The organism is Collinsella sp. OF02-10 (genome assembly GCF_003463445.1).
Taxonomy (GTDB): domain Bacteria; phylum Actinomycetota; class Coriobacteriia; order Coriobacteriales; family Coriobacteriaceae; genus Collinsella.
This window is the reverse complement of sequence record NZ_QSCW01000010.1, coordinates 76,196-96,881: the sequence shown is the minus strand read 5'-3', so window position 1 is coordinate 96,881 and position 20,686 is coordinate 76,196. Positions and strand designations below refer to the sequence as shown.

Below are 20,686 nucleotides of genomic sequence, written 5' to 3'. Positions count from 1 at the left end.
GCACGGAGAGCATTTCCCAGTTGACAAAACTATAGGAACACCCCCCGAAAGGCCCACCCCCTACCGTCATGGTCTACAATCGAGGACACGATTATTCGTCCATCCAAAGGACCGTCCTTGAACCTAAGTAAGCCTAAAATCAACGCGCTTCTGGCACTCGCTCTTTTTACCTTCGCCTTTCTTTCCGCCGAGTTTCGCTTCGATATCAATGTCGGGCTGCTCTCCGGTGCCGAACGCGTTGTAATCGCACAGGGCGTTATTCTGGGTGCGAGCGTGCTCGGCTTTATCGGGTACGCGCCGCTGTTCGGGCTCGCACAGCGCAAAGGCCACTCACTAGCAGCCGTCAACGCCGCCGCCGTCCCTATCGTCATCATGGGCCTGACGCAAATTCAGTTCCCTACGGCCCCGCTTGTGCTCGAGATTCTGGGCTGCGTGGCATTCTTTGGGCTCGGTCTGCTGGGCGCCGCTGCTCACCACGCCTTTTCGTTGGCATTCCAGGATGACCCCAAACTCGCCACCGGCGCGGGAGCGGCCTATGCCGCGGGCATCCTGATGCAGTTCGCCGTCAACCTGCTCAATTGCGGCGGTATCGCAGAGCTTATCGTTCTCGGCACAGCGACGATCGCCATCTCTGCCCTCAGCGCTGTTCCTCAAAACACAGACACAGCCGCGAACCCCGCCATCAATCCCTTTGTTGAGCCCTCTCACGCCCTCGCCAAGCAGGCGTGTTGGAGCATCGCGCTCGTCATGATTCTCGCCTGCTTGTTCTCGACCCTCGACAACGTGGTCACGCTCTCCAACGCCCACGGCACCATTGCCGTGCAGACCTGGCCGCGCCTCTTTTTGGCAGCAAGCGGCCTTGCCGCCGGTCTTATCTTTGATCTTGCCGAGCGCCGCTACATGGGACTTGTCATGCTCGGCATCGCCGTGCTCTCGACCATTTCCATCCTGGCCGTGGAGGCCGGCGCCGATCCCAACCTGGGCCTTGTCGTCTTTTACCTGAGCTCGGGCTTTTTCGTCACGTTCTTCACTGCCACCTTTACACAGCTGGCACCGCGCATGCATGCGCCCGCTCTTTGGGCTGGCATGGGCCGCGCCGCCAACAATGTATGCGCTTTCACCACATCAGGCATCTCGCTTGCTCTCGTGACCTCGGATAACGTTGCCCTCATTATGATCGGCGCGCTCATTTTGCTCGTCGCCGCCTGCGCAGCATTCGTGGCAGCCGGCTTGTTCCGCCTGCCCCAAACCGAGCAGGAGCGCGAACATCAACAGCTTGCCGAGGAGGCGCTGGCAGCACCAAGTATCGAGGAGCAGCGCCAGGCCTTCATCGCCAACCACGCTCTCACCCCGCGCGAAGTCGACGTGCTGGTAGCCGTTACCCAGGACGAGCGCCCGCTCAAGCAGATCGCCGAGGAGCTCGGCATCTCGATGCGCATGGTGCAGCGTCACCTGAGCTCCATCTACCAAAAGACCGACACGCAAACGCGCGCTGGTCTCACCAAGGCCTTCCCCTCGGCCTAAAACAAAAACCACCACAAAGGTGCTGTCCCCTTTGTGGTGGTTTTGGTCGGCTAGCCTTCGAGCTGCGCCACTTTGTAGCGGTAGGCTGCAGCGATGACGTCTTTACAGCCCTCGCGTCCCAGCTTGGCGCGGTTGACGACGATATCCTTGCCGCTCGTCATCTTCCACTTGCCGGCGCTGTAGCGCTTATAGAACGCCTCGCGCGCCTTCTGCTGCTGTTTGACCAGCTTGGCACCTTTCTTTTTGTTAAGTCCGCGCTTCTTGCGCACAATCTCGACGCGGTCCTCAAAGGGTGCGGTCACCAACACGGCAATGTGGTTGGGGTTGTTACGCAGCAGGTAATCGGACAGGCGACCCTCGATAATGCAGCTCTCGGTCTCGCCCAGGTCCAAAATCACCTGGCTCATCTTTTGGAACAACTTGTCCGAGTACGAACGCGCATCGTAGCGGTCGGGCAGAAACGCCATGTTCTCCACAGCCAGACGCTCGTCGTAGGCGGCCATCTTGTCGAGTGACTCGCCCGCGCGCAGCGACGCACGCACCAGCAGCTCGTTGTCATACAGCGGAATCCCCAACTCGTCGGCAAGTATGCGGCCAATCTCGTGACCCTCGGCACCAAAATCGCGCGCGATGGTAATGACCACAGGATTCTTCTTATTCTCCAGATCGCTCATCGCGATTCCTTTCTAACAAATGAGAAAAAGGCGATTCCTGATTCCCATTTTGTCACTTACGACCGTCCTGGTTTCCCAAGTGCGGCAGATTGCCCCGAAAGAGGAGCGCCGCGTACTAAATGTACGCAAGCGACGATTGAGGGGCAAGGTGCCGTGCTTGGGGAAGCAGGACTATGCGGCTACGATGCGGCGCTGATATGCTCGGACCAGCAGCGAGATACCAAAGTTGAGCACAAAGTACATCGCAAACACCAGTCCGTAGAGCATAAGCACCTGCGACAGATCAATCGCGTGGGCCATCACGACGTTTGCCGTGTACATGAGCTCGGCCACGTTAATGCCCGAAAGATACGAGCTGTCCTTGATGACGGTCGTGCACTGGCTAAACAGCGCCGGAATGATCGTCTTAAACGTCTGCGGCAGAATGATGTAGCGCATGGTGGCAAAGAAGCCAAAGCCCTGGCTCTGCGCCGCCTCAAACTGGCCGCGCGGAATCGAGTTAAGACCGCCGCGCACGATCTCAGCCATAACGGCGCTGGTAAACAGCGCAAAGGCGATGGTCGAGATCACGATGTCCAAGCCCTGCACCGTAAAGTAGATAAACAGGATCCACAGCAGGTTCGGTGTGCAGCGGAACAGCTCGATATAGGCGCTCACCAAAATGCGGAACGGGCGGGGCGCATAGCTTTTAACAAGCGCCAGCACCGTGCCAAAGATGAGCGAGAAAAAGATCGACAGCGCCGAGATCTCGATGGTCTTAACAAAACCGCCCCAAATGTAGAGCAGGTTGGTCGCGTTGAAGATTTCCATGCGCTAGGCCTCCTCTACGTTGTCGAGCCCCAGCTCGGCCAGGCTCACTCCGCGCGGACGCTCCTTGGAGCGGCGCTCGAGCCACTGCACCAGCATGGCGAGCGGAAAGCAGATGATGAAGTACATAAGGCAGCAGACGATGTATCCCTGCAGGTAACCGTACAGACTCACAAAGTTGTCGGAACGGTACATAAGGTCGCCACCGGCCACAAGCGCCAGCACCGACGTGTTCTTGACCAGGTTGAGCGCCTGGTTACACAGCGGCGGCAGAATGATCTTGAACGTCTGGGGCAGCACGATGTACCAGTATGCCTGTGCACGGGTGAAGCCCTGGCTCTGGGCCGCCTCCATCTGACCGCGCGGAACCGCCTCGATACCGGTGCGGATGACCTCCGAGATGTAGGCCGCGTGATACAGGCCCACACCCAAGAAGCCCAGCACGAACGGCGCGATGCGCACCGGCTGGTCGGCGCCGGTTATAGCCTGCAAAAACTGCGGGCCAGCCATATACATAAAGAGCACCTGCACGGGTAGCGGGGTATTCTGGTAAAACTCAACGTACACGCGGCTGATGGCGCGCAGTACACGCGAACGGGTGGTCGAGAACACGCCCAGCAGCGTGCCCAGCACCAGCGACAGCAGCAGACCAGCAACGACCACCTGCAGCGTCACGCCAAAGCCCTCCCAGAAGGGCCCCATGTTTTGAAATGTCGTCGACCAGCGGTCGGCGTCAAACAATCCTTCGAGCATTTGATTCCTTCCTTGGACGATGCGCCTACACAAGACCCCAGGTCTTGACCTCTTGATCGAGCCAGCCGTCGGCCAAGCGATCGCAGACCACCTGATTGACCACGGCCGAGAGGTCGCAGCCCTTCTTGGTCGCCACGCCGTAGCCCTGCTCGCCAAACTTGACCTCGGGCTGCAGTAGCTCGACAGTCTCGTTCATGTAGCCGGCCAGCGTGGAGCGGTCCATGGCAAAGACGTCGATATTGCCGGCGTCGAGCGAACTCTTGATGATGGGGTAGCCGCTAAAGACCCTAAATTCGGGCTCGCAGGTAAAGCCGTTATCCTTGATCATCTGCTCGATCAGGCCCTGCGTGGTGGCACCCTGACTCACGCCGATGACCTTGCCGTCCAGGTCCTCAATCGAGGTAAAGCCCGAACGTTTCTTGACCATGAGGCCCACGTAGTCGGTGCGATACGGCGTCGAGAAATCCCAGCTCTTCTTGCGCTCGTCGGTGATGGTGTAGGTCGCCGCGACCACATCGAGTTGGCCGTTGTCGATCAGCGGGCCGCGCGTCTTGGGCGTTACGTCGGTAAACTCGACCAGCTCCTGGGCGCGGGCCTCCTTGTAGCTCACGCCAAAGACGGCAGCGGCGATCTGGTAGCACAGATCGACCTCCATGCCCTCAAAGCGACCCTTGGCGGTGTCGTAATAGCCGTAGCCGGGAACATCCTTCTTAACGCCGGCGTTCAGGTGGCCACGCGACTTGATGGTCGCAAGCTTGGACCCCTTGTCGGAGGCCTCGCCGCTGGCAGAGTTGCCGCAACCGGTGAGCGCGGTCCCCGTCAGCGCGAGCATGCCGGCGCCAGCCAGCTGCAAAAAGTGACGGCGCGATACAGCCGCCCTCGTCATATCCGTCATGTCCATCACCGCGCCTAGTGCAGAATCTTGGACAGGAACTCGCGGCAGCGCGGGTTCTCGGGGTTATCGAAGAAGTGCTCGGGCGTGCCCTCCTCCAGAATGCGGCCGTCCTCCATAAAGATGACGCGGTCGGCCACCTGGCGCGCAAAGCCCATCTCATGCGTCACGCAGATCATGGTGATGTCCTCCTGCGCAAGCTCAATCATAACGTCCAGAACCTCCTGGACCATCTCGGGGTCGAGCGCCGAGGTCGGCTCGTCAAACAGGATGATGGGCTGCTTAGTGCACAGGGCACGGGCGATAGCGATACGCTGCTGCTGACCGCCCGAGAGGTTCTGCGGATACTCGCCGGCCTTATGAGCCATGCCAACGCGCTTGAGCGCGGCGATGGCGATCTCGGTCGCCTCCTCCTTGCTCTTCTTTTGCAGCTTGATGGGCGCGAGCGTCAGATTGCCCAGCACCGTCATGTTGGGATACAGGTTGAACTGCTGAAACACCATGGAGCTATACTTGCGAGCCATCTCCAGGTGATTCTTCTTGGTAAGCGGCGTGCCGTCGATGATGACCTCGCCCGACGTGGGCTCCTCAAGATAATCGACGCAGCGGATGAGCGTCGACTTACCCGAACCAGAGGGCCCGATCATTACGAGCTTCTCGCCGCGCTTGACGGTGAGGTTGATATCTTTGAGCACATGCAGGTCGCCAAAGTACTTGTTGAGATGCTTGATCTCGATCATGTCTGCCATGAATGTCCCTTCCCTGCGTTTACACGAGTTGAACTATTGTACGGAAAGAACCACGTTTCCGCAGCCCACACTACATCCCCGTAAAGAACCCGCAATCTTTCACCTGCTCGTTGGTGCTCATTGGGGACAGACTTAAATGAGTACCCCCCGTGGGCACTCAATTTGAGTCTGTCCCCAATGAGTGCCCAGCCCAGCAAAAAGGGGCGCGACCGCAATGGTCACGCCCCCTCGATATCAACTATGTACCGCTAGGCCCCTATGCGAGTTTGGCTCCAACGATCTTTGCTGCTGCCGGCTTATCGAAGTTGCCGCCAGTGGCCTTACCCAGAGCGCCCATGACCTGGCCCATCTGCTTCTTGGACGTGGCGCCCAGCTCGGCGATGACCTGCTCGATCAGGGCCTCGAGCTCCTCGCCCGAAACCTGCGCGGGCAGAAGGCTCTCCAGAATCTTGACCTGCTCGGTCAGGTTGTCGGTACGCTCTTGGTCGGTGCCGGCCTTGATGGACATCTCCAGCGTCTCGCTCGTCTGCTTAATCAGACGCTTGATCATGCTGTTGACGTCTTCCTCGGTCACATCGCGGCGCTCGTTAACCTCGATATTCTTCACCTCGGCCTTGACCTGGCGAATGATGGACAGGCGAACCTTGTCCTTAGCCTTCATGGCCGCGATCATTTCCTTCTGCAGCTCTTCGTTGGTCATCTGCAAATCCTCTCTAATAGCGTGGGCGGCACTCGCGCGAGCACCGCCCCATGATTACTCAGTCGTCGACGAATCGTCGGTCGAACTCTTGGTAACGCCCTTCAGACTCACGTTATAGGGTACGTCCTTGGGCATGGGGTTGACGGTGATGTCGGCATCCTTCTTGTACTGCTCCAGCCACTCACTGTACGCAGTGCTGGCCGCTTGCGTCTTCACCACGTTGGAGACGTACTTTTTGATGGCCTTGGGCACCTGGTTGATGTCATCAACCTGATTATCGACATGGAAGTAGTCGGTGCACTTGATGATGTGGTAGCCATAGGTCGACTCGATGACTTCGCTCACGTCGCCCTTGTTGAGCCCCTCGAGCGCCGTCTGGTAGCTGTCGACAAAGGTGGTGAGCTTATCCCAACCCACATCGCCCTTCTTCTCCTTGGAACCGGTGTCCTCGGAGTACTGCTCAACGGCGTCCTCAAAGCTCAGCTCACCGGAGTTGATCTTGTCCAGGCACTCCTGCGCCTTGGCCTTGGCGGCAGCCTTGTTCTCGTCGGAAGCGTCGGAATCAACCTTGATCAGGATGTTCGACGAGCGGCGGGCGTCGTTGTAGCTGGACAGGTTTTCGTTGATGTAATCGACGATCTCGCTGTCCTTGGGCTTGCTCGTGGGCGCGACGGCATCCTTGAGTTTCTGCTGCGCCAGACTCTCCTTGAGCGAATCCTTGTAGGTATCCTCGGTATAGCCGTAGGTCTTGAGGGTCTTCTTAAAGGCCTTGGCACCGCCCGCGCTCTTGCATGCGTCCTTCCAAGCCTTCTCGACCTCCTCGTCCGACACCGTCACGCCGTTCTCCTTCTGTGCCTGTTGAAGCAGAATCTGCTGCGTGTAGGAGTCGATGAGTTGCTTGCGGTACTTCTTGGGCGTGAGGTCGTTGTCGACCAGGTACTGCGCCCAGTCCTTGTCCTTGGTGTAGCCGTAGGACGTGCGCATGCTCATGATCTGCTTGGTCACGGTGTCCTCGGTGAGGTTGGTGCCGTTGATAGTGGCAGCTACACCGCCGGTAAGCTTGTAGCCCGAGGTATCCTCTGCCTGCGACATCAGGCCGGAGCACGCCATGGCCGAGACGGAAAGCAGCATTGCCAGCACGCCGATGACCACCAGAACGATCTTGACGGTCTTGGACACGCGGGTCTTGCGCTGCTTCTTGCGAGAGCTGGAGGCGGCGCGAGCCTGCTGCTCGGGCGTCGGCTCGGGTGCGGGGTTCTTTTTCTTATTTGCCATAGTTGGCCTTTCGCATAACGAATCGAACAAACGCCATTGTGTCACAACGCAGCCCCCGCGGCACGCTTGGTGCATTGGGGACAGGTTAATCTGCACCATTTTGGTGCAAAGGGGACAGCTCTGGCAGCCGGCACCTTAGAAGTGACGGCGGATGGCGTCGACCATGCCCTGGGACGTGGTCTGGCCGAGCACGTCGGCTGCGGCATCGGCGTCCATAAAGATGTTCATGAGCGCCTGCAGGGCCTCGACCTGGCCGCCCGGCTCGGCGATGCCCAGATTGATGACGATCTGCGCCGGCACCGGAGCGCCCATGCCAGCCATAGCGTTAAATGTCACGGGCGCGGCGGGCTTCACCACCGCGATATAGGGCTTGGCCACAAACCCCGGATCGGTATGCGGAATGGCAATGTTTGCCGCCGGCATGGCAAGACCCGTGGGATAGGCATCCTCGCGCGTGCGAACGGCGTCGAACCAACCGTCGGCAATGTAGCCACGCGGTACAAGCTCGCCCTCAAGCCGCGCGAACACCTCATCCGGCGTCGCACACTCCCAATCAAAAAACACCAGCTCAGGCGCAAACAGCGCTTCGTTATCCGCCATGCGCTCACCTCTCTCACCTAGTCATTCAAGAACGTCCCCGATGACTACCCAAAACAAAAGGTGGCCACGCGCGCCTTGGCGCCAATGACCACCCTGACCACTCAACTAAATTGTACTGTGCGCCGCTAGCCGCGGGGCGCATCAATTGCGACCTTGCCGCTCTCCAGCACGTGGACGCGGCCGTCGGCGAGCATCTGCACGACCTCGGGATACAGCACGTGCTCAATCGCGTGGATGTGCTCCTCGAGCGTATCGACATCCCAGCCCTCCTCAACAGCCAGCGCACGCTGAGCGATGATGGGACCGTTGTCGTAGATCTCGTTGGCAAAATGCACGGTCACGCCGGTCACCTTGACGCCGCGCGCAAAGGCATCGTCAATCGCATGTGCACCGGTAAAGCTCGGCAGCAGCGCCGGGTGCAGGTTCACCACGCGGTTGGGAAACGCCGCCAGCAGAGGCGTGCGCACCATGCGCATGTAGCCGGCCATGACCACATACTCGCAGCCGCGCTCGAGCAGCTCGTGCGCAATGATCTCATCGGCGGCGATGGGTTCGGCATAGACATCCTTGGACAGCGTCAGCGTCTGGATGCCCGCGCGCTCGGCACGCTGCAAGCCCTTGGCCGAAGGACGGCTCGACACCACAAGCTCAATCGAAGCATTAAGCTTGCCGGCGGCGATCAGGTCGATCAGCGCCTGCAGATTGGTACCAGAACCGCTGATGAGCACGCCGATCTTGAGCGGCTCGGCCGTATCGGTGCCGGTCGGACGGGTGTAGGGCACAAAGCCCAGGCCCTCGGCGGCAGTCATCTGCTCGTTAGTGCTCATCGGAGTACACGACCTCACCGGTGCCCTCGACGCACTCGCCCACGCGGAACGGCTTCTCGCCCAGCGCGACCAGGGCCTCGGTCACGGCGGCCTCGTCCTCGGGGGCGACGATCAGGCACAGGCCGACGCCCATGTTGAAGGTCTTGCATGCCTCGTTGGGCGCAAGCTCGGCCTGGCGCGACACGTAGGTAATGACGGGCGGAACGTCCCAGCCCATCTCGGCACCGTTGCGGGTGACCACGGCGTCAACGTCGTCGGCAAGCGCGCGGTTGAGGTTCTCGGTGATGCCGCCGCCGGTGATGTGGGCGATGGCATGCACCGGAGCGCCGCCGCGCAGCAGCTCAAGGATCGGCTTGACGTAGATGCGCGTGGGGGCCAGCAGGGCGTCGGCGAGCGACGCGCCGCCGAGCTCCTCGAGCGGACGGCTCAGCTCCTCGGCCTTAGCGACGGCCTCGGGCGTGCCCGGCTTAACGCCGTCGACGCCAATGACCTTACGCACGAGCGAGTAGCCGTTGGAGTGCACGCCGGTGGAAGGCAGGCCCAGGATCACATCGCCCGGGCGGACGTTTGCGGGGTCGAGCATCTTGGGACGGTCGACGACGCCCACGGTAAATCCGGCAAGGTCGTAGTCGGCCGGAGCCATAACGCCCGGGTGCTCGGCCATCTCGCCGCCCACGAGCGCGCAACCCGCGAGCTTGCAGCCGTCGGCCACGCCCTTGATGATCTTTGCCATGTGCTCGGCCTCGATGTGACCGATGGCAACGTAGTCCAGGAAGAACAGCGGCTCGGCGCCCGAAGCCAGAATATCGTTGACGCACATAGCGACCAGGTCCTGGCCCACCGTCTCGTGACGGTCCATGATCTGGGCGAGCACGAGCTTGGTGCCCACGCCGTCGGTACCGCTGATCAGGATCGGGTCTTCCATATCCTTAAGCGCGGCGGCCGAGAACAGGCCACCAAAGCCACCGATGCCGCCGATAACCTCGGGGCGATTGGTGTCCTTGACCATTTGCTTAATCGCGTCGACGGCGCGGCCGCCCTCGGCGGTATCGACGCCGGCGTCCTCGTACGTCACATGCTTGCTGTCGCTCATCTGAGCCTTCCTCTCCCACTACCGTCGCGCCGCGCGGGCGCCAAACGGTGCTCATAATTGCGTTCATTTCGGCGCGCGCCATAACAGCACGCGCCGTCATATCAACAAAACAGCAGGTAAAACCTACCAAAATAAACCTGTCCCCATATGGCAGGTTTTATGCCTCGCCGTGCTCCTCTTCCCAGCTGCGGTCGTCGTATTTCTCGATCACGGCGTCGTCGTCAAAGTGCAGCGGCTTGTCCATGTTGCGGGGCTTAAAGCCCTCCATAAACTTGTCGCGGCCAAAGCTCTCAGGAATCGCCACGGGGTAGCGGCCGGTAAAGCACGCATCGCAGTAACCGCCCTTGGGCATGACCTTAAGCAGGCCCTCGACCGAAAGGAAGGCCAGCGAATCGGCGCCGATATACTCGCAAATCTCGTCGACCGTCTTGTTGGCGCTGATAAGCTGCGACTGCACGTCGGTATCGATACCGTAGAAGCACGGCCAGATGACCTCGGGCGAGTTGATGCGGATATGAATCTCCTTGGCGCCGGCGTTGCGCAGCATCTTGACGAGCTGCACCATGGTGGTGCCGCGCACGATGGAGTCGTCGATGACGACCAGGCGCTTGCCCTCGATGTTGTCGCGCAGCGGGTTGAGTTTCATACGCACGCCCATGGCGCGCAACTCCTGCGTAGGCTCGATAAACGTACGGCCCACGTAGCGGTTCTTGATAAGGCCCTCGCCAAAGGGAATACCGCTCTCGTGCGAATACCCCTCCGCAGGCGGCAGGCCGGAGTCGGGCACGCCGATGACCAGGTCGGCCTCGACAGGCTCCTCATGTGCCAGCTGACGACCCATGTCGTAACGGCAGGCATAGACGCTCTTGCCGTTCATGATGGAGTCGGGGCGGGCAAAGTAGACCTGCTCAAAGATGCAGTTGGCGGGCTCTTCGGCTGCAGGCACGCCCTGCTCGGATACCAGGCCCTCGGCGCTGATGCGCAAGATCTCGCCGGGACGGACGTCACGGACGTACTCGGCACCCACGATGTCGAGTGCGCAGGTCTCGGAAGCAACGACCCAGCCGCCGGCGCGCGTGACACGGACGGCGGAGTCGACCGTCGCGGCGCCGTCCTGCGACGGCAGCTGCGAAACGGCTGCGGCATCGGCCTGGTCCAGACCCTCGTCCACCAGCTTGCCCAGCACGAGCGGGCGAATGCCGTGTGGATCGCGGAATGCGTAGAGCGCCTGCTCGTTGATGAGCGTCATGGCGTAGCCGCCGCGCACGAGCTCCATGGTCTTGCGAATACCCTCGCGCAGGTGGCCCGTACGCTGGGTAAAGTAGCCGATAAGCTTGGTCGCGACCTCGGAATCCGAATTGGAGAGGAACGGCACGCCCAGCTCGATCAGCTGACGGCGCAACTCGTCGGTGTTGACCAGAGTGCCGTTGTGAGCAAGCGCGATAATGACGCTGTTGATGGTGGAAAGATGCGGCTGCGAGGCTTCCCAGCTCTTGGCGCCGGCGGTGCCATAGCGCACGTGGCCCACGGCCAGCTGGCCGGAGAGCGTCGACAGGTCGGCGTTGGAGAACACGCGGTCGAGCAGGCCCAGATCTTTGCGGACCATAACCGTGCCGCCGTCACCCACGGCGATTCCAGCCGATTCCTGGCCACGGTGCTGCAGCGCACGCAGGCCAAAGTACGTCAGTCGAGCCACGTCGCGATCGGGCGCCCATACGCCGAAAATGCCACATTCCTCATGCAGCTGGTCGGAGTCCGGATCATACGTCGACATGGTGTTCACCTGTCCCGCGGCACGCTCGGCCGCGCGGATGGTTTCTTGAGACATGGTATCCCCTCAGAGCCTCGTATTTTTGGCGTTACCCGCCTTATTATACGCACGGCGCGACGTGCTCCCCAGCGCATGAGCAGCGCTTTTTAAAAGCCCACCGAGCTAATAATCAGTTTTGTTGCCAAACATTTTATCGGTCTGTCCAGTGTAAGTGCCCGCGCCCCCAGATGGCCGCCGCGTCCGCCGTTGGGGATTACAAAGTTGCAATTGGGACGTTCGTCCTGTCTTTTGGCAGGTCGGCGGCGTATCCTTATAACCTACAACAAAGCGAGAAAGGTTCTGTATGGATCGAAACGAACTCGACCCCAGCGTCCCCAGCGCCACAGAGGTCAAGAAGATTCCCCTCATCATTAAGGTGTACGCCGTCCTGTGCATCCTTTCCGGCGTGGGCACGCTCCCGTCGGTCGCTGCCTTTATGTGGCAGGTCATCACGGCACTTGTTAACGGCAACGCCACCGAAAAGCTCGGCGACAACACGCTCGTCGCAGTCGGCCTTATCGTCGCCGGCATCATGCTCTCTGCGGCAAGTGCCGTCATCCTAATCATCTTTGGCCTGGACCTTATCAAAAACCAGCGCCGCAACGCCGCCCGCCTGTCCTACATCCTTATTGCATTCACCGTCGTCGAGCTTTTGGTCGACGTGATGCTCCAGGGCATCGGGCCCTTCCTGCTGCGTCCCGCGATCCAGCTCGGCATCCTTGTTGCACTTTCGGCAACCGTCGACCCCACGCTTCGTCAGGAGCGCGAACTGCAGCGCCGCCTGCAGGAGATGCTCGACCGCGACGCCGCCGCCGAGGGCATGCTCGGCCGCGATGAAACCGGCGAGGGCTACATCAAGCTCAACTACTTCAACCTGTTCTGGGTGTTCTTTGTCTGCTGCATACTCGGCCTGATCGCCGAGGACATCTGGCACATGACAGTCGACGACCCGGGCGTCTATCAGAACCGCGCCGGCATGCTGTTTGGCCCCTTCAGCCCCATCTACGGATTTGGCGCCGTGCTCATGACCATGGTGCTTAACCGCTTCTACAAAAAGAACCCCATCATCATTTTCCTGGTGAGCGCCCTGCTCGGCGCCAGCTTTGAGGTGTTCGTGGGCTGGTTTATGCAGACCGCGTTTGGCGTGGTCTCGTGGAGCTACTCGCACATAACGCTGTTCGGTTTGCCCGATCCGCTCGTGGTCCTCACGGGCGGACGCACCTGCACGGGCTTCGCCTGCCTGTGGGGCCTGGGCGGCCTCATCTGGATCAAGCTGCTGCTGCCGAGGCTGCTTAAGCTTATCAACAAGATCCCCTGGAAGAGCCGCTACTCGGCCACCGTCATCTTTACCGTTATCATGCTGGTCGACGGCGTCATGACGCTGCAGTCGCTCGACTACTGGTACCAGCGCGTTAACGGCACGGAGCCGGACATTCCCGTCGCACAGTTCTACGGAGAGCACTTCGATAACGAGTACATGGAAAACCGCTTCCAGAGCATGACCATGAGCCCCAAGGATGCGACGCGCGTGTAGCGCTCACCGCGCCCAAAACGCAAAATGCCCGCCGGTATCACACGTACCGGTGGGCATTTTTATAAACGATCCCTCTATCGACGCAAGCCTCTACGCCTCGCGCTCGACCTCACTCACGCATTCGTTCTTGATGGTGCCAACGAGCGCCTGCAGCGCATCGACCACGTGCGGGCGAATGTCCCCGCCGATAAGCACGAGCATGATGTCGTCACCTACGGCAAGCTCGCCGCTTGCCAGCCACACACGCACATAGCCGATACCCGGCATCGCGCGCGTGGCCTCGATAGCAGACCGTACCTTTTCGGCGTCGTAGTCAAAGACCATGCCGCCCACCCTGTGGCCTGGCGCCACGCCATCGGTCTCGACTCCGCGCACCTCGGCCTTGGGCGTCGCGCGCACCACACCGTTATGCGTCAGATACATCCCACAGCCTGCCGCCGAAGCATCGGCCTTGGCCTCGCGCAGCCAAGCATCAATCGAAGGCATCAATTTGCCACTCTCGAGCATCATTTCTCCCTTACCGTCGTCGAGTAGCCAATTTGGGACGGGGCCTTTTTAGCTACTCTCGAACAACTTATTCCTCGACCGGCGTGAGCACCATGACGGCGCGTGTGTTGCTCAGCGACAGCGAACGACAGGTCACAAGCGTTACAACCTTAGTTGCCGAAGCGGCACGATCGGTAGCATCACTCGCCACGGCGGAAGCGCCGTCGAGCATCTCGGACAGGTAGTTCTTGAGTCCGTCGTCGCCCTCAAAATTGGTCGTGCGCGCCTTGGCATACGTGTCCTCGACCACCTTGGTCGCCAGCGGACGCAGCTTATACGTCGCATCGCGCGTGATGTAGTACACAAACTCGATGCTATCGAACGTCGCCTGATCAGTGGTGTCCGAAATCACGTTGAACATCGATCCGTCGTTCATATGGTGGCCGTAGATCGTGGTCTGCTGGTCGACCATTCCCGGCGCGGTGTCATCGCTATCCAGGAAAATGGCACCGGACGCGTTAGCCGTTCCGTCGAACAGCGTGTTGAGGTATTTGGAGTTGTTGTTGGTCTGCACCACGGGATAGTTGATGTTGGTTCCCGGCACGTAAATCCAACCCACAATCTCGGGGTTCGTCTGAGCAAGCGCATCAAAGTCGATAATCGGCACGCCGCTGGCGTCCTTATCGCTTACATATTGCTTCTCGATTTTCTGATACGAATCGCTCGCCTGCTTATAGCCAATCTGGGCATTAATAAAAATAGCGGCGGCGGCGACAATCAGACCGATACCGATGATGATGAGCAGAATGGGAATAATGGAGTGGCGCTTTTTGCACGGCGGCTCGGTGCGATCCGACGGCGCGGCATGCGATGAAGACCGGGGCGGCTTCTTAGCGGAGCTATAAGACGAAGGACGATATGCGGCCGGCGCGTCCTGTCGACGATGCGTCGCCGGTGTCACGGGGCGCGGCGCGCGCGGCTGCTGAGGAGAGGATGTCCGACCCTGCTGTGCCGCACGGGCAGCACCCGGCTTCGACGGATCGGGAATCTGAGAAGCCTTGAATCGTTTTCCCTGATAATCGGACATGGCTCTCCTTATACTGCGGTGAAACGGCGGAACGCTTAGGCGTCAGCCATCTCCTGCTTCATCTTCTCGATAACCTTGCGGTACTCGGGGTCGCAAGCACCCAGAATCTGTGTGGCATAGATGGCGGCGTTCTTGGCACCGTTGATGGCAACGCAGGCCACGGGCACGCCCGAAGGCATCTGCACCATCGACAGCAGCGAATCCATACCGCCCAGGTCACTCGTCTTCATAGGCACGCCGATAACCGGCAGCGGCGTAAAGGCAGCCACGACACCACCCAGGTGAGCGGCCTTGCCGGCGGCGGCGATAATCACTTTGATACCGCGATCGGCGGCAGTCGAAGCCCACTCGTGGACCTTCGCCGGCGTGCGGTGCGCGCTCGCAATGACGAGCTCATAGGGCACACCCAGTGCCTCGAGCTCGGCGGTGCAGCCTTCCATAACGCCCAGATCGGACTTGGAACCCATGATGATCCCGACAACCGGCTTTTGATCTGCCATAAACATAGACCTCCTGTTGAGAGCGGTGACGCAGCGAATCCGCGACCCTTAACTACTGAGAGTAGTATAGCTGCTCCCGTCCCTGCGGTCTTTGTGGCGCTTCGCGGGCGGGCCAGGCTTTATCTTCACTCCGGTTGCTTCGCAAAGTCGTTCAGATAAAGCCTGGCCCGCCCGCGAAGCGCCCTGCGACCTACCGGGGATTGCCATGACGTACGTTGGCTGATTTGGTTTGGAATGAGATGTTGACGGTGGCTGATGGGCACAACTGTCCCGGGTGCATTTCATGATGCACCTAAATGTCTGTCTTTATCCTTATAGATTGTCCAGGTAGTCGTCGGCATCATAGGTAAGGCTGTAGGCTTTATTCAGGATGCGCACGAGCTCCTGAGCATCGTGCTCGCCGAGCGCTGAGAGTTGTTTCGAGAGCGATGCCACACTCTCGGCATTTTTTTTCGCCGCGAAATCACGGCCTTCCTCGGTAATGCTCACCAGCACACGCCGACGATCGTTTGGATCGGTCCTGCGCTGAACGTAACCCTTGCTCTCGAGTGAATCCAAGATATGCGACATGCGCGCACGGGAGAATTTCAGCTTCTTGGCAATCTCGGAGGGAATGACATCACCGTCAATACCCGATAGATACTGTAAAACCGGCGCCTCGCCCACACTGGCGCCGCCGGCAGCACTCAAGGATCCCTTGGCAAGGGAACGTGAGTACACGATCAGTTTTCGAGCAACGTCATCGTAATCCACTGGGGATATTGTCCTTTGCAACTCTAGAAGGGCCATAAAACCGTCATTTGCCGTACATTAGTTAACATTCGCAACAATTATTTATGATACCCCGACGCGGAAGTCTATTGCTCGTCCTTCTTGCGTCGCATAAGCTCCTCAACGTCGATACCCGCGGCCTCAAGCATGCGCTCGACATTCTTTTTGGCGTTGGTCGTGCCAACCTTAAGCACGATCGAAAGCGGAGTGCCCACCACCAGGCACACGATGCCCACGGGGACACCCCAGCCGGGGCCTCCCTGCATACCCCACATCCCCATCAAAAAGCCAATCGCCACGAGCGAATAGCCCAGGCGCAGCCAAACGTTGAGCCGCTGAATAGCATCGGTCTGCATCTTTGCCTCGCGGATCAAGTCGTCGCGCGAAAGGTCGTGTCCGTGTTTCTCGTGCATATGGTCCTCCTCGTGCAAAGTGTGCATCATGCGCAAGTCCATCGTTTATCGAATACGTCATCTTTCAAGAGCAATATAGCGGGTGTCGTGTAGGCGATGGAGGTCGCTGGCCATATTGCCCTTGAAGGGCGGCGTAAAATCAGAAGGCCGTGCGGCTGAGGCCGCACGGCCTTGCAGGGGGTCAAAGGATGATGACTAGTAGCTCAGCGCCGGATCGAAGAAGCCAATGAGAACGCCCACAAATGCGATCACAACGAGGATCAGCATCATGACGATGGGGTTGACCTTCTTCTTGGTCATCATGTACCAGCAGAAGATGATGAAGATCATGGGCAGCAGGTGCGGATAGATTCCGTCGAGCGTGTCCTGGAACTTGCCGCCACCGGGCAGCACCAGGTTGGGGCTGCAGGTGATGGAGACCCAGGTAGCACCGACTGCACCGATGACCATGGTACCGACCATCACGATGGAATCGCGAAGAGCCTTTGCCTTGGGGCCGACCAGTGCCTCGACCGCCTTGCCGCCGAGCTCATAGCCCTGGTTGTAGGCAAAGCGCATGCCAAGGAACATGAGCAGGTTCCACACGACAATATAGAAGATAGCGCCGAGCGGGGAGCCGCCGGTAGAAAGACCGAGGGCGATACCGAGCAGGATCGGGATCAGGGTGCCGACGATCAGCGAGTCGCCAAGGCCGGCGAGCGGGCCCATGAGACCGGCGCGGATGCCGTTGATGGCGTCGTCATCGATGGCCTCGCCGTTTGCGCGAGCTTCCTCGAGGCCGGCGGTGACGCCGACAATCATGGTGCCGATCTGCGGCTCGGTGTTGAAGAACGCGGAGTAGGTCTGGAGGGCCTGCTTCTGCTCCTCGGGCGTGTCGTAGAGCTCCTCGACGATCGGAAGCATGGCGCACAGGTAACCGAAGGTCTGCATGTGCTCTTGCGAGAAGCAAGTCAGGTTGCCATAGGACCAGTTGCGGAACGACTTGGCAAGCGTTTTCTTAGAGAGTTTCTTCTTCTCTGCCATTAGATGTCCTCCTCTTCCTCATCATCGGAGCCCGAGGCGATAGCCGCCTTGGGAGCGTTTGCGAGGTCGATCTTGAGCGAAGCGATCTCATAGTTGATCAGGGCGAAGAAGCAGCCGATGCCGGCAGCGGCAATCAGGTTGCATCCCATGACAGCGGACAGGGTGAAGCCGAAGAAGAACGTGAGAAAGTCCGTCGGCTTGGAGATGACCTGCTTGAGCAGGATGGCGATACCGACGGTAGGCAGCAGCGAGCCGACGGTGAACAGCGTCTTCATCGCGATGCCGTCCATGGGCATGTAGGTCTTCATGAGGTCGACCATGGCGGTGCCGCCCATGGTGATGATGAACGTCGGGAGGAACGAGCAGACGATGTGACCGATCCAAGGCAGAACGTTGTTGACCAAGTAGAGCTTGTGGAGATCGCCCTTCTCGAGCCACTTCCACCCCATGCCCTGCCACACCAGGTTGATGGTGGCGGTGCCATAGAAGAGCACAGTGCCGAGCGTGCCGACGGCGGCACCGAGGGATGCGGCCATGCCGGCAGCCTCAGCGGAGGCGGGATCGATGCCCGAGTTCTTGATGGCGAGGATCGCCAGCGGGATGCCGATATAGGACACGGCGCGGACGTCGGCGGAGACGGTCCCGCCGGGGGTCACGAGAGCGATGTAGACAACCTGGATGGCAGCGCCGACGAGGATACCCGTCTGCATATCGCCCATGATGATGCCGACGATGAGGCCGGCGACCAGAGGACGACCCAGAGTGTAGTTGCCGATCGTCGTGCCGCCCATGCCAGGCAGTGATGCCAGGCAGGCGAACAGGCCGAACAGCGCGGCTTGGAATGCATTGATTGCCATGCTTTCCCCTTTCTTTATTCCTCAGCCCCTTTCACCAAGGGCTGTAGATACCAAAATGCGGCTGGCGCCTAACTAGAAGCCAAACTGACCGCGGAACTTGGGCCACTCACCGATGGACTTCTCCTTGATAAGGGCGAACTCGACCGTGTAGCCGGCGTTGGTGAGATCCTCGAGCGCCTGGGCCTCTTCCTGCGTGATCGACTGGTTGTTGCCAAGCTTGGTGGTGCCGGGACGATCGTTGCAGGGACCGACGATGATGCGGTCCATGCCGGGCTTAAAGCCAAAATCGACGAGAAGTTCCTTCATGTCGAGCGGGTTCTTGGTGATCAGGAAGTACTTGGTCGGAGACTTGATAACCTTCTCGGAGACCTCCTTGAAGTGCTCCTTGGTCCACACGAACGTCTTCTTGCCCGAGGCACTCTTGTAGGCCTCCTTGAGCACGGGGTTGGACGCTGCAGCGTCGTTGACGGCGATAAGACCGTCGCAGGGATACTCGAGGGCCCAACGGGTAACGGTCTGTCCATGGATCATACGGTCATCAATACGGATGAACGAAATCATGCGTTCTCCCTTTCTTTATCACCGGGGGTCTTTCCTCTTAACCCCCGCTCCATCACGAAAATTTGGGCGGATGCGCTGCCTAGATGTCGTCGTCCTCGTCGTCGGCGTCATCGGTCGGGACAACGAGCTCGGACATACCGTTCTTGCCCTCCTGCAGCATCATCTGCTTGAGGGAATCCAGGTCCATGGTGGCAAGCCCCATCATGGCGGTCATAGCCATGGGCAGATTCATACCGCCGAAGGCAATGGTGTGGGCGAGCAGACCCTTCTCGGCCAGCGTGTTCATGGCATTGGTGAGCGGCGATCCGCCCAGGATGTCACCAAGCAGGACAACCTCGTCATCGGCGGTAACGGGAGCGAGCATCGCCTTGACGTTCTCGACATACTCGTCAGCGCCCATGCCGTCCACGAGACTCGTCGACAAGATGTTCGGGGCGTCATTGCCGAGCATCTTGAGGACACTGTGCAGTCCGGGAGCGAGCGTTCCGTGACTGACCATTACCAGATACCGCATGCGGTCTCCTCTCGACCTGCCGTGTGTCGCACGGCTTTGCTTTTTGCTGAGATTATTGTTGCGCCGGGGCATGTTCGGTACAAGAAAATAGTTGCGAACGGCAACTATTCATCGGTTAACGGTAGCAACTATTTTTGTGCCTAAATTATTTTTTCTTCTAATTATTTTTAAAATAGCAGGTAGATTGTCTGATAAATGTTTTATGTTCCTTATGCACCATACATACCAGCAAGAATCGGGCCTGGCATCTCCGGTTTGCCCCGCAGTGTCAGACCATGTCACGTACGCCCACGATATGGAGGTACCCCATGGATATGATCTCGTTTCTCGCCTCCGAACCCTTCGACCGCAGCGGTGATACGCCGCTCTATGTCCAACTTAAACATCGAATCGCCCTGCTTATCGCCAGCCAGGCGTTCGACACCAAGACGCCGCTGCCACGCGAGCTCGAAATCTGTGAGCGGCTAGAGTTATCGCGCTCGACCGTGCGCCGTTGCTTCCAAGATCTCGTCATCGAGGGGCGCGTGGTGCGCAAACGTGGGCAGGGAACGTTCATCAAACCCCAAACCTCAGCACCCGGCATCGACCTGGCCCTGAATTTCAGCGCGCGGATGCGCGAAGCGGGACGGGTTCCGAGCTCGCAGATTCTCGCCTTTTCAAGCATACCGGCCGTCCGCGGCATCGCCTCTGGGCTCAAAGTGCCCGAGGGGACACCCGTCTGGGAGATTCGCCGCCTGCGTCTCGCCAACGACAAACCCATGGAGCTCAACTACGTCTATATCCCCGTGTCACTTTGCCCCGAGCTCACACGCAAAGACGTGGATGGCTCGCTCTACGCCTATATCGCGGAAAAGACCGGCATCCTGCCCGCAAGCGTCGATGCCGTCTACGAGACGGTCAACCTCGACAAGCATGAGGCGCGCCTTTTGGGACAGAACACCGGTAAGGCGGCGATGCGCATCGTGCGTTCGACCTACGACAAGACGGGAACCCCGTTCGAGGTAGGCGTGCTCATCAGCTGCGACGGTCAGGCAAAGCTGCACGTGCACATCGCCGCCGACAAAACAACCTTCACCGCCACAGCCCAATAAATCCAAAACGTGGGCGCCGTCGTTCAAACGAACGACGGCGCCCACACTCATTTTCTATTCAGCCCTAGTCATCGCGCAAAGCCCCTTCGGCAGCACACGGTGCAGCCGAGTCACCGCAGGCCGGGGCGGAGGGGGCCGAGTTTCC

General features: G+C 59.6%; 23 protein-coding genes. 3 read left to right on the top strand and 20 right to left on the bottom strand.

The window, feature by feature from the left end; all coding sequences use genetic code 11:
* Positions 1-117: 117 nt before the first annotated feature.
* Entirely contained in the window at positions 118-1,524 is a 1,407-nt protein-coding gene (locus DXA43_RS10380) for a helix-turn-helix transcriptional regulator (protein WP_199580539.1), read from the top strand.
* A 50-nt stretch (positions 1,525-1,574) separates the two neighbouring features.
* Here DXA43_RS10380 and DXA43_RS06565 read toward each other — a convergent pair whose 3' ends face one another.
* The 11 genes from DXA43_RS06565 to purF form a co-directional block, all read right to left on the bottom strand.
* On the bottom strand, positions 1,575-2,198 hold the full coding sequence (locus DXA43_RS06565; RefSeq protein WP_117734775.1) for an AAA family ATPase: 624 nt from the start codon (positions 2,196-2,198) through the stop codon (positions 1,575-1,577).
* Positions 2,199-2,369: 171 nt separating this feature from the next.
* Positions 2,370-3,008: an amino acid ABC transporter permease gene (locus tag DXA43_RS06560; protein WP_117806611.1), complete on the bottom strand. Its 639-nt coding sequence runs from the start codon at positions 3,006-3,008 to the stop codon at positions 2,370-2,372.
* Between the two features lie 3 nt (positions 3,009-3,011).
* Positions 3,012-3,758 (bottom strand): amino acid ABC transporter permease, encoded by a 747-nt coding sequence (locus tag DXA43_RS06555; RefSeq protein ID WP_035136546.1) that lies wholly within the window; start codon positions 3,756-3,758, stop codon positions 3,012-3,014.
* 25 nt (positions 3,759-3,783) lie between these two features.
* Positions 3,784-4,659: a transporter substrate-binding domain-containing protein gene (locus DXA43_RS06550; RefSeq protein ID WP_117806610.1), complete on the bottom strand. Its 876-nt coding sequence runs from the start codon at positions 4,657-4,659 to the stop codon at positions 3,784-3,786.
* A gap of 8 nt (positions 4,660-4,667) precedes the next feature.
* Positions 4,668-5,399 carry an amino acid ABC transporter ATP-binding protein gene (locus tag DXA43_RS06545; RefSeq protein WP_055251548.1) on the bottom strand — a complete coding sequence of 244 codons (732 nt, stop codon included), beginning with the start codon at positions 5,397-5,399 and terminating at the stop codon, positions 4,668-4,670.
* Between the two features lie 256 nt (positions 5,400-5,655).
* Complete coding sequence (locus tag DXA43_RS06540; RefSeq protein ID WP_006235801.1) at positions 5,656-6,099, bottom strand: GatB/YqeY domain-containing protein; 444 nt, start codon at positions 6,097-6,099, stop codon at positions 5,656-5,658.
* A gap of 54 nt (positions 6,100-6,153) precedes the next feature.
* Positions 6,154-7,374 (bottom strand): peptidylprolyl isomerase, encoded by a 1,221-nt coding sequence (locus tag DXA43_RS06535; protein ID WP_117806609.1) that lies wholly within the window; start codon positions 7,372-7,374, stop codon positions 6,154-6,156.
* A gap of 135 nt (positions 7,375-7,509) precedes the next feature.
* Positions 7,510-7,974: a PTS sugar transporter subunit IIA gene (locus DXA43_RS06530; protein WP_117564041.1), complete on the bottom strand. Its 465-nt coding sequence runs from the start codon at positions 7,972-7,974 to the stop codon at positions 7,510-7,512.
* A 125-nt stretch (positions 7,975-8,099) separates the two neighbouring features.
* Positions 8,100-8,801, bottom strand: coding sequence for a phosphoribosylglycinamide formyltransferase (gene purN, locus DXA43_RS06525; protein WP_117806608.1), 702 nt, complete (start codon positions 8,799-8,801; stop codon positions 8,100-8,102).
* On the bottom strand, positions 8,791-9,894 hold the full coding sequence (gene purM, locus DXA43_RS06520; RefSeq protein WP_117806607.1) for a phosphoribosylformylglycinamidine cyclo-ligase: 1,104 nt from the start codon (positions 9,892-9,894) through the stop codon (positions 8,791-8,793). The genes purN and purM overlap by 11 nt, the downstream gene beginning before the upstream one ends.
* Before the next feature lie 157 nt (positions 9,895-10,051).
* Positions 10,052-11,722 (bottom strand): amidophosphoribosyltransferase, encoded by a 1,671-nt coding sequence (purF, locus tag DXA43_RS06515; RefSeq protein ID WP_117806606.1) that lies wholly within the window; start codon positions 11,720-11,722, stop codon positions 10,052-10,054.
* Positions 11,723-12,008: 286 nt separating this feature from the next.
* Between purF and DXA43_RS06510 the strand changes: the two genes are divergently transcribed.
* Entirely contained in the window at positions 12,009-13,238 is a 1,230-nt protein-coding gene (locus DXA43_RS06510; protein WP_117564037.1) for a putative ABC transporter permease, read from the top strand.
* Positions 13,239-13,328: 90 nt separating this feature from the next.
* Here DXA43_RS06510 and DXA43_RS06505 read toward each other — a convergent pair whose 3' ends face one another.
* From DXA43_RS06505 to DXA43_RS06465, 9 genes are all read right to left on the bottom strand, one after another.
* Positions 13,329-13,745, bottom strand: coding sequence for a molybdenum cofactor biosynthesis protein MoaE (locus DXA43_RS06505; protein WP_117806605.1), 417 nt, complete (start codon positions 13,743-13,745; stop codon positions 13,329-13,331).
* A 67-nt stretch (positions 13,746-13,812) separates the two neighbouring features.
* Entirely contained in the window at positions 13,813-14,811 is a 999-nt protein-coding gene (locus DXA43_RS06500; RefSeq protein ID WP_117806604.1) for a class B sortase, read from the bottom strand.
* Positions 14,812-14,846: 35 nt separating this feature from the next.
* Positions 14,847-15,311 carry a 5-(carboxyamino)imidazole ribonucleotide mutase gene (purE, locus tag DXA43_RS06495; protein WP_006235810.1) on the bottom strand — a complete coding sequence of 155 codons (465 nt, stop codon included), beginning with the start codon at positions 15,309-15,311 and terminating at the stop codon, positions 14,847-14,849.
* A 312-nt stretch (positions 15,312-15,623) separates the two neighbouring features.
* Positions 15,624-16,064, bottom strand: a complete 441-nt coding sequence (locus DXA43_RS06490; protein ID WP_158550938.1) for a MarR family winged helix-turn-helix transcriptional regulator — start codon at positions 16,062-16,064, stop codon at positions 15,624-15,626.
* A gap of 104 nt (positions 16,065-16,168) precedes the next feature.
* Positions 16,169-16,495: a hypothetical protein gene (locus DXA43_RS06485; RefSeq protein ID WP_089572607.1), complete on the bottom strand. Its 327-nt coding sequence runs from the start codon at positions 16,493-16,495 to the stop codon at positions 16,169-16,171.
* A gap of 195 nt (positions 16,496-16,690) precedes the next feature.
* Positions 16,691-17,518 carry a PTS system mannose/fructose/sorbose family transporter subunit IID gene (locus tag DXA43_RS06480; protein WP_117646152.1) on the bottom strand — a complete coding sequence of 276 codons (828 nt, stop codon included), beginning with the start codon at positions 17,516-17,518 and terminating at the stop codon, positions 16,691-16,693.
* Positions 17,518-18,375: a PTS sugar transporter subunit IIC gene (locus tag DXA43_RS06475; RefSeq protein ID WP_089572605.1), complete on the bottom strand. Its 858-nt coding sequence runs from the start codon at positions 18,373-18,375 to the stop codon at positions 17,518-17,520. Before DXA43_RS06475 ends, DXA43_RS06480 begins: the two co-directional genes overlap by 1 nt.
* A 72-nt stretch (positions 18,376-18,447) precedes the next feature.
* A complete protein-coding gene (locus DXA43_RS06470; RefSeq protein WP_117806603.1) occupies positions 18,448-18,936 on the bottom strand; it encodes a PTS sugar transporter subunit IIB in 489 nt (162 codons plus the stop codon).
* Positions 18,937-19,015: 79 nt separating this feature from the next.
* Positions 19,016-19,450 carry a PTS sugar transporter subunit IIA gene (locus DXA43_RS06465; protein ID WP_089572603.1) on the bottom strand — a complete coding sequence of 145 codons (435 nt, stop codon included), beginning with the start codon at positions 19,448-19,450 and terminating at the stop codon, positions 19,016-19,018.
* Between the two features lie 308 nt (positions 19,451-19,758).
* Here DXA43_RS06465 and DXA43_RS06460 point away from each other — a divergent pair, with 308 nt between their 5' ends.
* Positions 19,759-20,541: a GntR family transcriptional regulator gene (locus tag DXA43_RS06460; RefSeq protein WP_158564951.1), complete on the top strand. Its 783-nt coding sequence runs from the start codon at positions 19,759-19,761 to the stop codon at positions 20,539-20,541.
* The last annotated feature ends 145 nt before the right edge of the window (positions 20,542-20,686 follow it).

Coding starts and splice junctions, on each gene's coding strand:
- DXA43_RS06500 (WP_117806604.1), bottom strand. CDS start 14,811: ATGTCCGATTATCAGGGAAAACGATTCAAGGCTTCTCAGATTCCCGAT.
- DXA43_RS06485 (WP_089572607.1), bottom strand. CDS start 16,495: ATGCACGAGAAACACGGACACGACCTTTCGCGCGACGACTTGATCCGC.
- purE (WP_006235810.1), bottom strand. CDS start 15,311: ATGGCAGATCAAAAGCCGGTTGTCGGGATCATCATGGGTTCCAAGTCC.
- DXA43_RS06530 (WP_117564041.1), bottom strand. CDS start 7,974: ATGGCGGATAACGAAGCGCTGTTTGCGCCTGAGCTGGTGTTTTTTGAT.
- DXA43_RS06535 (WP_117806609.1), bottom strand. CDS start 7,374: ATGGCAAATAAGAAAAAGAACCCCGCACCCGAGCCGACGCCCGAGCAG.
- DXA43_RS06480 (WP_117646152.1), bottom strand. CDS start 17,518: ATGGCAGAGAAGAAGAAACTCTCTAAGAAAACGCTTGCCAAGTCGTTC.
- DXA43_RS06475 (WP_089572605.1), bottom strand. CDS start 18,375: ATGGCAATCAATGCATTCCAAGCCGCGCTGTTCGGCCTGTTCGCCTGC.
- DXA43_RS06465 (WP_089572603.1), bottom strand. CDS start 19,450: ATGCGGTATCTGGTAATGGTCAGTCACGGAACGCTCGCTCCCGGACTG.
- DXA43_RS06565 (WP_117734775.1), bottom strand. CDS start 2,198: ATGAGCGATCTGGAGAATAAGAAGAATCCTGTGGTCATTACCATCGCG.
- DXA43_RS06460 (WP_158564951.1), top strand. CDS start 19,759: ATGGATATGATCTCGTTTCTCGCCTCCGAACCCTTCGACCGCAGCGGT.
- DXA43_RS06505 (WP_117806605.1), bottom strand. CDS start 13,745: ATGCTCGAGAGTGGCAAATTGATGCCTTCGATTGATGCTTGGCTGCGC.
- purF (WP_117806606.1), bottom strand. CDS start 11,722: ATGTCTCAAGAAACCATCCGCGCGGCCGAGCGTGCCGCGGGACAGGTG.
- DXA43_RS06560 (WP_117806611.1), bottom strand. CDS start 3,008: ATGGAAATCTTCAACGCGACCAACCTGCTCTACATTTGGGGCGGTTTT.
- DXA43_RS06550 (WP_117806610.1), bottom strand. CDS start 4,659: ATGGACATGACGGATATGACGAGGGCGGCTGTATCGCGCCGTCACTTT.
- DXA43_RS06470 (WP_117806603.1), bottom strand. CDS start 18,936: ATGATTTCGTTCATCCGTATTGATGACCGTATGATCCATGGACAGACC.
- purM (WP_117806607.1), bottom strand. CDS start 9,894: ATGAGCGACAGCAAGCATGTGACGTACGAGGACGCCGGCGTCGATACC.
- purN (WP_117806608.1), bottom strand. CDS start 8,801: ATGAGCACTAACGAGCAGATGACTGCCGCCGAGGGCCTGGGCTTTGTG.
- DXA43_RS06555 (WP_035136546.1), bottom strand. CDS start 3,758: ATGCTCGAAGGATTGTTTGACGCCGACCGCTGGTCGACGACATTTCAA.
- DXA43_RS06510 (WP_117564037.1), top strand. CDS start 12,009: ATGGATCGAAACGAACTCGACCCCAGCGTCCCCAGCGCCACAGAGGTC.
- DXA43_RS06545 (WP_055251548.1), bottom strand. CDS start 5,399: ATGGCAGACATGATCGAGATCAAGCATCTCAACAAGTACTTTGGCGAC.
- DXA43_RS06540 (WP_006235801.1), bottom strand. CDS start 6,099: ATGACCAACGAAGAGCTGCAGAAGGAAATGATCGCGGCCATGAAGGCT.